We start from the raw sequence: 10,475 nt of genomic DNA on the forward strand, positions 1-10,475 counted from the left end.
CGGCGCGCGCGGCGGGGGCGGTCCCCCCCCCCCCCCCGCGCCCCCCCCCCCGGGGGGGGGCCCCCCCCCCCCCCCCGCCGCGCGGGGGCGGGGGGGGGGGGCGGGCGGCGCCGACCGATAGCGCAGCCGCGCCGGCAGCGCGGGCCCTGGGTGCCGCGCCGGGTGCTGCACCGACAGCCGCGCCTGCGGAAACCGCGCTGGCGGTCGGCCAGAAGGCGATCTTCTACGAGGAGCGCACCAGCACCGCGCAAGGCTCGGCCGAGCCCGGCAGCATCGTCTGGTCGCTGGTGCAGGAATCTCCCGGCGGCAATCTGCCGCCCGAGCCGGCAATCCGCGCCGAGGCGAGCATTCCGGGTAAGGACGTGCAGTTGCGCATGACCATCCGCCGCAACACCGACCAGACGCTGCCGGCCAGCCACATCATCGAGATGATTTTCCTGACGCCCGATGGTTTCGACGGCGGCGGTGTCGACAACATCCTGCGCGTCGCCATGAAGGGCTCTGAACAGGATGCCGGCAGTCCGCTGATCGGCATCCCGGCCAAGATCGCCGACGGCTTCTTCCTGGTCGCGCTCAACGACACAAAGGCGGACGAAGACGCCAATCTGACCCTGCTCCGGGGCCAGAAATGGATCGACGTGCCGGTCGTCTACAAGACCGGACGGCGGGCGCTGCTCACCATGGAAAAGGGCATTCCCGGCGAGAAGGTGTTCGACGAGGCGCTGAAGGCCTGGCAAACAAAAGAGGCGGGCTGAGGCCGGCTCACCAGCCTCCCTTCGGCTCAGAAGCCCTGGAACAGCATGTCGAGCGCGGCCACGATGTCGTCGTGATGCCTGGAGATATTCAGTCGACTTTCGCCCAATTCCTTGGCTGGAACCGTGGCGATCAGATGGGTGGCCACAACCAATTTTCGCCCATTGATCTCGACGAGGGGATGGAGCTTTCGCATCGGCGGCGGCGTCATTGTTGTCGGAAGCAGCGGGATCACCACCCGTGTTTTAAAATCGTCGAGCAGGTCGGATTGGACGTCCAGCAAATAGCTGCCTTCGACCCGACCCGCGAAGACATCATAGCGTGCCATCAGAACTGCCGATGTTCTTCCAACGGAATACCGTGCTTTTCGACGTATTCGTTCCACGCTTCTATTGTGGCGCGATTCTCAAGTTTCCATAGTCGGGCTTTTTCTGCAGCCACCGCCTCTGCGATACCGGCTTCGGCGGCGCGCGAGACATTCACATCGAGTCCCTTGGCTTCCTTCATGAGCTTTGAGTCGATCGACAGATTTGCCGGCTGACGAACCGCATTCATAGCTATCTTTCGCATGATAACCTCCGCAGAATGCGCATAATGTATGCGCATTGTCGTGTTGGAGCAACGGCGAAGCGTCTAACCCTCCATCTCCTCGCGCAGCATTTCAAGTTCCAGCCATTCCTCCTCGAGCGCTGCCAGCGTGGCGCGCTCCTTGTCGAGCGCGGCGATGGTCTTCTGGAATGAGGCCGGGTCGCGCTCGTAATAGGCCGGGTCGGCGATATTGTCCTCCAGCCGTGATATCGAGGCGGTCACCGCGTCGATCTTCTTGGGCAGCGATTCCAGCGCGAATTTCTGCTTGAACGACAGTTTTTTCGCCGGGCCCTTCGGCGCAGTTGCCTCTGTCCTGGCTGCCGCCGCCACTTCACTCGTCTCGGCCTTCGGCCGTGCCTTGCGGTCGTCCAGCCTGGTGCCGCCGCGCTGCGCCAGCATGTCGGAATAGCCGCCGGCATACTCGATCCAGCGGCCGCCGCCTTCCGGCGCGATCAGGCTGGTCACCGTGCGGTCGAGGAAATCGCGGTCGTGGCTGACCAGGATGACGGTGCCGGGAAAACCGGCGACCAGTTCCTGCAGCAGTTCCAGCGTCTCCATGTCGAGATCGTTGGTCGGCTCGTCGAGCACCAAAAGATTTGCCGGCCGCGCCAGCACGCGGGCGAGCAGCAGCCGCGCCCGCTCGCCGCCCGAAAGCTCGCGCACCGGCGTGCGCGCCTGTTCCGGCTTGAACAGGAAGTCCTTCATGTAGGAGACGACGTGGCGCTGCTCGCCGTTGATGACAAGGTTCTCGCCGCGGCCGTCGGTGAGATATTGCGCCAGCGTCTCTTGCGGGTCGACCGCCTCGCGTTTCTGGTCGAGCGTGGCGATCTCCAGATTGGTGCCGAGTCGCACCGTGCCTGAGTCCGGCTTCAATTCGCCGGTCAGCATCTTCAGCAGCGTCGTCTTTCCGGCGCCGTTCGGGCCGACCAGGCCGACGCGGTCACCGCGCTGGATGCGGGTCGAGAAACCCCTGACCACGGTGAGGTCGCCAAAGCTCTTCTCGATGTTCCTGGCCTCGATCACCAGCTTGCCGGATTCGGCGGCGTCGCTGGCCACCATGGTCGCCGCACCCTCGGCGCCGCGATGGCCGCGAAAGCGCTGGCGCATGGTCTGTAGTTCGCCGAGCCGGCGCATGTTGCGCTTGCGCCTTGCCGTCACGCCATAGCGCAGCCAGTGCTCCTCGCGCACGATCTGGCGGCCAAGCTTGTGCTGCTCGCGCTCTTCTTCTTCCAGCACGGTGTCGCGCCATTCCTCGAAATGACCAAAACCCTTGTCCAGCCTGCGGGTCTGGCCACGATCGAGCCAGACGGTGGCGCGCGACACGCGCTCGAGGAAGCGGCGGTCGTGCGAGATGACGATCAGCGCCGAAGAGGTGCGGGCAAGCTCCTCCTCCAGCCATTCGATGACCGACAGGTCGAGATGGTTGGTCGGCTCATCGAGGAGGAGAATGTCGGGCTCCGGCGCCATGACGCGGGCCAGGGCAGCACGGCGGGCTTCGCCGCCGGAAAGATCGTTCGGCCGTTCCTCGCCGGACAGGCCGAGATGCTCCATCAGATAGGTGGCGCGGTAGGGATCGTCGGCGGGTCCGAGCCCCGCCTCGACATAGGCGCGGACGCTGGCGAAACCATCCATGTCGGGCATTTGCGGCAGGTAGCGCACTGTTGCCGAAGGCTGGCGGAACACCTCGCCATCCTGCGGCTCGATCAATCCCGCAGCGATCTTCAGCAACGTCGACTTGCCCGAGCCGTTGCGGCCGACCAGAGCGATCTTGTCGCCCGCCGACGCCGTCAGTTCCGTCCCGTCGAGCAGCGGCGTGCCACCGAAGGTCAGTTTTATCCCGTCGAGATTGAGAAGCGGCGGCGCCATGTCAGCTTTCAGGTAGGGGGAATGGATGGGCGAGCAACAGCGCGCGGCCGCTGCCCAGCGCGACTTCGAGCCGGCCCTTGACCTCGTTGGAAATGGTCAGCGACGAGCCGAACGCCACCTCGACATGATTCAGCGGCCATTTGGCGCCGGTCACGGTCAGACCGGCAAGGTCGGAGAAGCCGAGAATCGAAAACAGCGTGCCGTCGGCGTAGTCGAAGCCGGCCTTTCCGGGAAGCAAGGGCACGCCTTCTTGTGCGCCACTGGTCAAAAGCACCTCTGTCCCTGCCTCGGCCAGCCGGACGCCGAGCGCCAGGTGCAGGAAGGCGTGGTCGGTGCGCTTGCCGCCGAACGCGCCGGCGAGCACGAGGCTGGTCGCGCCGCGTTCGAGCGCGGCGGCGATAGCCAGTTCGCCGTCGGTCTTGTCCTTTTCTGCCGGAAACACCTGGCGCGGCACGGCGGCGAGCTCGTCCGGCAAATTCGCCGGCACCGAATCGAAGTCGCCGACCCAGAGTTCCGGCGTCAGGCGCAGAGTCCGGGCATGGCTGATGCCGGCGTCGGCGGCGATGACACGAGTGCCTTCGACCTGGCGGTCGAGCAGCGGCGTGCGGATAAGGTCGCCGCCAAGCAGGATGGTGAATTTGCTCATATGCGTGGCCCTTACCAGCCCTGCTTGCGAAACGGAAGGCCGCGGTCTGGATGCCCGGCAAACTTCCGCTTGCGCCGCAGATGGGCCGGGCCTATGTGTCGAAGCGCTCTAACGGGGTGCTGGACGCGATCTTCGCGGACCGGCTGAGAGGCAACCTGCCAACCCGCTGAACCTGATCCGGTTTGTACCGGCGGAGGGATTAGACGTTTCGGACAACCCGACGCCTCAATTCCCTTCAACGCCAACGAAGGAGGCGCCGATGCGCACGTTTTTATACACACTTGTTTCGGCAGTGCTGCTCGCGGCGACCGTTCTCGCCGGCACCGGGCCGGCATCCGCGCAGGAAAAACTCACCGTCTATACCTATGAGAGCTTCACCGCCGAATGGGGTCCAGGCCCGGCGGTCAAGAAGGCGTTCGAGGCCGAATGCGGCTGTATTCTCGAATTCGTCGCGGTCGCCGACGGCGTCGCCCTGCTCAACCGCGTCAGGCTGGAAGGGGCCGCGACCAAGGCCGACATCGTGCTCGGCCTCGACACCAATCTGACAGCGGAAGCCAAGGCCACCGGCCTGTTTTCGCCGCATGGTGCCGTCATCGACGTCAAGGTGCCGGGCGGCTGGAGCGACGATATTTTCGTGCCGTTCGACTATGGTTATTTCGCCGTCGTCTACGACACCGAAAAGCTGAAGACGCCGCCGAAGAGCCTGAAGGAATTGGTCGAGGGCAATGCCGATGAAAAGATCGTCATTCAGGATCCGCGCACCTCGACGCCCGGTCTCGGCCTGCTGTTGTGGGTGAAGTCGGTTTATGGCGACAAGGCGCCCGAAGCCTGGGCCAAGCTTAAGGCAAAGGTGCTCACCGTGACGCCGGGCTGGAGCGAGGCCTACGGCCTGTTCACCAAGGGCGAGGCGCCGATGGTGCTGTCCTATACCACGTCGCCGGCCTATCACATGGTCGCCGAAAACACCCAACGCTATCAGGCAGCGTCCTTCGACGAGGGCGCGTATCTGCAGATCGAGGTTGCCGGCATCACCAAATCAGGTGCGAAGAACCCGTTGGCGAAACAGTTCCTGACTTTCATGACCGGGCCGAAATTCCAGGATGTCATTCCCGAGACCAACTGGATGTTCCCTGCCGGCAAGACCGAGAAGCCGCTCAATCCGGCTTTCGACAAGCTCGTCAAGCCGACCAAGACGTTGCTGTTAAGCCCCGAAGAGGTCGCCGCCAACCGCAAGGCCTGGGTCGACGAGTGGCTGTCGGTGATGAGCAAGTAGGACTTAGATTTCTGCATGGTGTTCGCTCCACGCCACCCCCCTCTGGCCTGCCGGCCATCTCCCCCACAAGGGGGGAGATTGGAAGCTTCACCCTCGCCTCAATCCTTCGACTGTTGCGATTGGCGAAAGCGGAAGTGACATCCGATCTCCCCCCTGGAGGGGGAGATGGCCGGCAGGCCAGAGGGGGGTGGCGTGGAGCGAACACCATGCAGAAATCTAAGTCCTACTTGCTCATCACCGACAGCCACTCGTCGACCCAGGCCTTGCGGTTGGCGGCGACCTCTTCGGGGCTTAACAGCAACGTCTTGGTCGGCTTGACGAGCTTGTCGAAAGCCGGATTGAGCGGCTTCTCGGTCTTGCCGGCAGGGAACATCCAGTTGGTCTCGGGAATGACATCCTGGAATTTCGGCCCGGTCATGAAAGTCAGGAACTGTTTCGCCAACGGGTTCTTCGCACCTGATTTGGTGATGCCGGCAACCTCGATCTGCAGATACGCGCCCTCGTCGAAGGACGCTGCCTGATAGCGTTGGGTGTTTTCGGCGACCATGTGATAGGCCGGCGACGTGGTATAGGACAGCACCATCGGCGCCTCGCCCTTGGTGAACAGGCCGTAGGCCTCGCTCCAGCCCGGCGTCACGGTGAGCACCTTTGCCTTAAGCTTGGCCCAGGCTTCGGGCGCCTTGTCGCCATAAACCGACTTCACCCACAACAGCAGGCCGAGACCGGGCGTCGAGGTGCGCGGATCCTGAATGACGATCTTTTCATCGGCATTGCCCTCGACCAATTCCTTCAGGCTCTTCGGCGGCGTCTTCAGCTTTTCGGTGTCGTAGACGACGGCGAAATAACCATAGTCGAACGGCACGAAAATATCGTCGCTCCAGCCGCCCGGCACCTTGACGTCGATGACGGCACCATGCGGCGAAAACAGGCCGGTGGCCTTGGCTTCCGCTGTCAGATTGGTGTCGAGGCCGAGCACGATGTCGGCCTTGGTCGCGGCCCCTTCCAGCCTGACGCGGTTGAGCAGGGCGACGCCGTCGGCGACCGCGACGAATTCGAGAATACAGCCGCATTCGGCCTCGAACGCCTTCTTGACCGCCGGGCCTGGACCCCATTCGGCGGTGAAGCTCTCATAGGTATAGACGGTGAGTTTTTCCTGCGCGGATGCCGGCCCGGTGCCGGCGAGAACGGTCGCCGCGAGCAGCACTGCCGAAACAAGTGTGTATAAAAACGTGCGCATCGGCGCCTCCTTCGTTGGCGTTGAAGGGAATTGAGGCGTCGGGTTGTCCGAAACGTCTAATCCCTCCGCCGGTACAAACCGGATCAGGTTCAGCGGGTTGGCAGGTTGCCTCTCAGCCGGTCCGCGAAGATCGCGTCCAGCACCCCGTTAGAGCGCTTCGACACATAGGCCCGGCCCATCTGCGGCGCAAGCGGAAGTTTGCCGGGCATCCAGACCGCGGCCTTCCGTTTCGCAAGCAGGGCTGGTAAGGGCCACGCATATGAGCAAATTCACCATCCTGCTTGGCGGCGACCTTATCCGCACGCCGCTGCTCGACCGCCAGGTCGAAGGCACTCGTGTCATCGCCGCCGACGCCGGCATCAGCCATGCCCGGACTCTGCGCCTGACGCCGGAACTCTGGGTCGGCGACTTCGATTCGGTGCCGGCGAATTTGCCGGACGAGCTCGCCGCCGTGCCGCGCCAGGTGTTTCCGGCAGAAAAGGACAAGACCGACGGCGAACTGGCTATCGCCGCCGCGCTCGAACGCGGCGCGACCAGCCTCGTGCTCGCCGGCGCGTTCGGCGGCAAGCGCACCGACCACGCCTTCCTGCACCTGGCGCTCGGCGTCCGGCTGGCCGAGGCAGGGACAGAGGTGCTTTTGACCAGTGGCGCACAAGAAGGCGTGCCCTTGCTTCCCGGAAAGGCCGGCTTCGACTACGCCGACGGCACGCTGTTTTCGATTCTCGGCTTCTCCGACCTTGCCGGTCTGACCGTGACCGGCGCCAAATGGCCGCTGAATCATGTCGAGGTGGCGTTCGGCTCGTCGCTGACCATTTCCAACGAGGTCAAGGGCCGGCTCGAAGTCGCGCTGGGCAGCGGCCGCGCGCTGTTGCTCGCCCATCCATTCCCCCTACCTGAAAGCTGACATGGCGCCGCCGCTTCTCAATCTCGACGGGATAAAACTGACCTTCGGTGGCACGCCGCTGCTCGACGGGACGGAACTGACGGCGTCGGCGGGCGACAAGATCGCTCTGGTCGGCCGCAACGGCTCGGGCAAGTCGACGTTGCTGAAGATCGCTGCGGGATTGATCGAGCCGCAGGATGGCGAGGTGTTCCGCCAGCCTTCGGCAACAGTGCGCTACCTGCCGCAAATGCCCGACATGGATGGTTTCGCCAGCGTCCGCGCCTATGTCGAGGCGGGGCTCGGACCCGCCGACGATCCCTACCGCGCCACCTATCTGATGGAGCATCTCGGCCTGTCCGGCGAGGAACGGCCGAACGATCTTTCCGGCGGCGAAGCCCGCCGTGCTGCCCTGGCCCGCGTCATGGCGCCGGAGCCCGACATTCTCCTCCTCGATGAGCCGACCAACCATCTCGACCTGTCGGTCATCGAATGGCTGGAGGAGGAGCTTGCCCGCACCTCTTCGGCGCTGATCGTCATCTCGCACGACCGCCGCTTCCTCGAGCGCGTGTCGCGCGCCACCGTCTGGCTCGATCGTGGCCAGACCCGCAGGCTGGACAAGGGTTTTGGTCATTTCGAGGAATGGCGCGACACCGTGCTGGAAGAAGAAGAGCGCGAGCAGCACAAGCTTGGCCGCCAGATCGTGCGCGAGGAGCACTGGCTGCGCTATGGCGTGACGGCAAGGCGCAAGCGCAACATGCGCCGGCTCGGCGAACTACAGACCATGCGCCAGCGCTTTCGCGGCCATCGCGGCGCCGAGGGTGCGGCGACCATGGTGGCCAGCGACGCCGCCGAATCCGGCAAGCTGGTGATCGAGGCCAGGAACATCGAGAAGAGCTTTGGCGACCTCACCGTGGTCAGGGGTTTCTCGACCCGCATCCAGCGCGGTGACCGCGTCGGCCTGGTCGGCCCGAACGGCGCCGGAAAGACGACGCTGCTGAAGATGCTGACCGGCGAATTGAAGCCGGACTCAGGCACGGTGCGACTCGGCACCAATCTGGAGATCGCCACGCTCGACCAGAAACGCGAGGCGGTCGACCCGCAAGAGACGCTGGCGCAATATCTCACCGACGGCCGCGGCGAGAACCTTGTCATCAACGGCGAGCAGCGCCACGTCGTCTCCTACATGAAGGACTTCCTGTTCAAGCCGGAACAGGCGCGCACGCCGGTGCGCGAGCTTTCGGGCGGCGAGCGGGCGCGGCTGCTGCTCGCCCGCGTGCTGGCGCGGCCGGCAAATCTTTTGGTGCTCGACGAGCCGACCAACGATCTCGACATGGAGACGCTGGAACTGCTGCAGGAACTGGTCGCCGGTTTTCCCGGCACCGTCATCCTGGTCAGCCACGACCGCGATTTCCTCGACCGCACGGTGACCAGCCTGATCGCGCCGGAAGGCGGCGGCCGCTGGATCGAGTATGCCGGCGGCTATTCCGACATGCTGGCGCAGCGCGGCGGCACCAGGCTGGACGACCGCAAGGCACGGCCGAAGGCCGAGACGAGTGAAGTGGCGGCGGCAGCCAGGACAGAGGCAACTGCGCCGAAGGGCCCGGCGAAAAAACTGTCGTTCAAGCAGAAATTCGCGCTGGAATCGCTGCCCAAGAAGATCGACGCGGTGACCGCCTCGATATCACGGCTGGAGGACAATATCGCCGACCCGGCCTATTACGAGCGCGACCCGGCCTCATTCCAGAAGACCATCGCCGCGCTCGACAAGGAGCGCGCCACGCTGGCAGCGCTCGAGGAGGAATGGCTGGAACTTGAAATGCTGCGCGAGGAGATGGAGGGTTAGACGCTTCGCCGTTGCTCCAACACGACAATGCGCATACATTATGCGCATTCTGCGGAGGTTATCATGCGAAAGATAGCTATGAATGCGGTTCGTCAGCCGGCAAATCTGTCGATCGACTCAAAGCTCATGAAGGAAGCCAAGGGACTCGATGTGAATGTCTCGCGCGCCGCCGAAGCCGGTATCGCAGAGGCGGTGGCTGCAGAAAAAGCCCGACTATGGAAACTTGAGAATCGCGCCACAATAGAAGCGTGGAACGAATACGTCGAAAAGCACGGTATTCCGTTGGAAGAACATCGGCAGTTCTGATGGCACGCTATGATGTCTTCGCGGGTCGGGTCGAAGGCAGCTATTTGCTGGACGTCCAATCCGACCTGCTCGACGATTTTAAAACACGGGTGGTGATCCCGCTGCTTCCGACAACAATGACGCCGCCGCCGATGCGAAAGCTCCATCCCCTCGTCGAGATCAATGGGCGAAAATTGGTTGTGGCCACCCATCTGATCGCCACGGTTCCAGCCAAGGAATTGGGCGAAAGTCGACTGAATATCTCCAGGCATCACGACGACATCGTGGCCGCGCTCGACATGCTGTTCCAGGGCTTCTGAGCCGAAGGGAGGCTGGTGAGCCGGCCTCAGCCCGCCTCTTTTGTTTGCCAGGCCTTCAGCGCCTCGTCGAACACCTTCTCGCCGGGAATGCCCTTTTCCATGGTGAGCAGCGCCCGCCGTCCGGTCTTGTAGACGACCGGCACGTCGATCCATTTCTGGCCCCGGAGCAGGGTCAGATTGGCGTCTTCGTCCGCCTTTGTGTCGTTGAGCGCGACCAGGAAGAAGCCGTCGGCGATCTTGGCCGGGATGCCGATCAGCGGACTGCCGGCATCCTGTTCAGAGCCCTTCATGGCGACGCGCAGGATGTTGTCGACACCGCCGCCGTCGAAACCATCGGGCGTCAGGAAAATCATCTCGATGATGTGGCTGGCCGGCAGCGTCTGGTCGGTGTTGCGGCGGATGGTCATGCGCAACTGCACGTCCTTACCCGGAATGCTCGCCTCGGCGCGGATTGCCGGCTCGGGCGGCAGATTGCCGCCGGGAGATTCCTGCACCAGCGACCAGACGATGCTGCCGGGCTCGGCCGAGCCTTGCGCGGTGCTGGTGCGCTCCTCGTAGAAGATCGCCTTCTGGCCGACCGCCAGCGCGGTTTCCGCAGGCGCGGCTGTCGGTGCAGCACCCGGCGCGGCACCCAGGGCCCGCGCTGCCGGCGCGGCTGCGCTATCGGTCGGCGCCGCCCGCCCCCCCCCCCCGCCCCCGCGCGGCGGGGGGGGGGGGGGGGCCCCCCCCCGGGGGGGGGGGCGCGGGGGGGGGGGGGGGACCGCCCCCGCCGCGCGCGCCG

The 10,475-nt window shown here is 64.5% G+C and carries 10 protein-coding genes, 2 pseudogenes and 2 riboswitches; of the genes and pseudogenes, 6 read left to right on the top strand and 6 right to left on the bottom strand.

The genetic code is table 11. The annotated features are described in order from the left end of the window. Positions 1-755, top strand: a pseudogene (locus tag AC0L2A_RS02135) (hypothetical protein); the annotation flags it as partial. Positions 756-781: 26 nt separating this feature from the next. On the opposite strand, the gene AC0L2A_RS02140 reads toward AC0L2A_RS02135, so the two are convergent. From AC0L2A_RS02140 to AC0L2A_RS02155, 4 genes are all read right to left on the bottom strand, one after another. Beyond that, positions 782-1,081, bottom strand: a complete 300-nt coding sequence (locus AC0L2A_RS02140) for a CcdB family protein (RefSeq protein ID WP_023803907.1) — start codon at positions 1,079-1,081, stop codon at positions 782-784. Then, on the bottom strand, positions 1,081-1,323 hold the full coding sequence (locus tag AC0L2A_RS02145; protein WP_091593381.1) for a type II toxin-antitoxin system CcdA family antitoxin: 243 nt from the start codon (positions 1,321-1,323) through the stop codon (positions 1,081-1,083). The genes AC0L2A_RS02140 and AC0L2A_RS02145 overlap by 1 nt, the downstream gene beginning before the upstream one ends. Before the next feature lie 63 nt (positions 1,324-1,386). Beyond that, a complete protein-coding gene (locus tag AC0L2A_RS02150) occupies positions 1,387-3,207 on the bottom strand; it encodes an ABC-F family ATP-binding cassette domain-containing protein (RefSeq protein WP_473607329.1) in 1,821 nt (606 codons plus the stop codon). A 1-nt stretch (position 3,208) separates the two neighbouring features. Continuing rightward, positions 3,209-3,853, bottom strand: coding sequence for a thiamine diphosphokinase (locus AC0L2A_RS02155; protein ID WP_473607331.1), 645 nt, complete (start codon positions 3,851-3,853; stop codon positions 3,209-3,211). 102 nt (positions 3,854-3,955) lie between these two features. Next, positions 3,956-4,069, top strand: a riboswitch (TPP riboswitch). Positions 4,070-4,112: 43 nt separating this feature from the next. Between AC0L2A_RS02155 and thiB (AC0L2A_RS02160) the strand changes: the two genes are divergently transcribed. Beyond that, positions 4,113-5,126, top strand: a complete 1,014-nt coding sequence (gene thiB / locus AC0L2A_RS02160) for a thiamine ABC transporter substrate binding subunit (RefSeq protein WP_027152926.1) — start codon at positions 4,113-4,115, stop codon at positions 5,124-5,126. Between the two features lie 223 nt (positions 5,127-5,349). Here the strand turns inward: thiB (AC0L2A_RS02160) and thiB (AC0L2A_RS02165) are convergent, their stop codons facing one another. Beyond that, positions 5,350-6,363, bottom strand: coding sequence for a thiamine ABC transporter substrate binding subunit (gene thiB / locus AC0L2A_RS02165; RefSeq protein WP_027152926.1), 1,014 nt, complete (start codon positions 6,361-6,363; stop codon positions 5,350-5,352). Positions 6,364-6,406: 43 nt separating this feature from the next. Then, a riboswitch (TPP riboswitch) is annotated at positions 6,407-6,520 on the bottom strand. A 102-nt stretch (positions 6,521-6,622) separates the two neighbouring features. On the opposite strand from thiB (AC0L2A_RS02165), the gene AC0L2A_RS02170 reads away from it, so the two are divergent. The 4 genes from AC0L2A_RS02170 to AC0L2A_RS02185 all read left to right on the top strand — a co-directional run bounded on the left by AC0L2A_RS02170 (position 6,623) and on the right by AC0L2A_RS02185 (position 9,694). Further along, a complete protein-coding gene (locus tag AC0L2A_RS02170; RefSeq protein WP_473607331.1) occupies positions 6,623-7,267 on the top strand; it encodes a thiamine diphosphokinase in 645 nt (214 codons plus the stop codon). Position 7,268: 1 nt separating this feature from the next. Beyond that, positions 7,269-9,089, top strand: coding sequence for an ABC-F family ATP-binding cassette domain-containing protein (locus tag AC0L2A_RS02175; RefSeq protein ID WP_473607329.1), 1,821 nt, complete (start codon positions 7,269-7,271; stop codon positions 9,087-9,089). Positions 9,090-9,152: 63 nt separating this feature from the next. Beyond that, complete coding sequence (locus AC0L2A_RS02180) at positions 9,153-9,395, top strand: type II toxin-antitoxin system CcdA family antitoxin (protein WP_091593381.1); 243 nt, start codon at positions 9,153-9,155, stop codon at positions 9,393-9,395. Beyond that, positions 9,395-9,694, top strand: coding sequence for a CcdB family protein (locus tag AC0L2A_RS02185; RefSeq protein ID WP_023803907.1), 300 nt, complete (start codon positions 9,395-9,397; stop codon positions 9,692-9,694). Before AC0L2A_RS02180 ends, AC0L2A_RS02185 begins: the two co-directional genes overlap by 1 nt. 26 nt (positions 9,695-9,720) lie before the next feature. Here AC0L2A_RS02185 and AC0L2A_RS02190 read toward each other — a convergent pair. After that, a pseudogene (locus AC0L2A_RS02190) lies at positions 9,721-10,475 on the bottom strand (hypothetical protein); the annotation flags it as partial.

The sequence above is a fragment of the Mesorhizobium sp. WSM4844 genome, from assembly GCF_055811775.1.

Coding starts and splice junctions, on each gene's coding strand:
- AC0L2A_RS02140 (WP_023803907.1), bottom strand. CDS start 1,081: ATGGCACGCTATGATGTCTTCGCGGGTCGGGTCGAAGGCAGCTATTTG.
- AC0L2A_RS02145 (WP_091593381.1), bottom strand. CDS start 1,323: ATGCGAAAGATAGCTATGAATGCGGTTCGTCAGCCGGCAAATCTGTCG.
- AC0L2A_RS02150 (WP_473607329.1), bottom strand. CDS start 3,207: ATGGCGCCGCCGCTTCTCAATCTCGACGGGATAAAACTGACCTTCGGT.
- AC0L2A_RS02155 (WP_473607331.1), bottom strand. CDS start 3,853: ATGAGCAAATTCACCATCCTGCTTGGCGGCGACCTTATCCGCACGCCG.
- thiB (WP_027152926.1), top strand. CDS start 4,113: ATGCGCACGTTTTTATACACACTTGTTTCGGCAGTGCTGCTCGCGGCG.
- thiB (WP_027152926.1), bottom strand. CDS start 6,363: ATGCGCACGTTTTTATACACACTTGTTTCGGCAGTGCTGCTCGCGGCG.
- AC0L2A_RS02170 (WP_473607331.1), top strand. CDS start 6,623: ATGAGCAAATTCACCATCCTGCTTGGCGGCGACCTTATCCGCACGCCG.
- AC0L2A_RS02175 (WP_473607329.1), top strand. CDS start 7,269: ATGGCGCCGCCGCTTCTCAATCTCGACGGGATAAAACTGACCTTCGGT.
- AC0L2A_RS02180 (WP_091593381.1), top strand. CDS start 9,153: ATGCGAAAGATAGCTATGAATGCGGTTCGTCAGCCGGCAAATCTGTCG.
- AC0L2A_RS02185 (WP_023803907.1), top strand. CDS start 9,395: ATGGCACGCTATGATGTCTTCGCGGGTCGGGTCGAAGGCAGCTATTTG.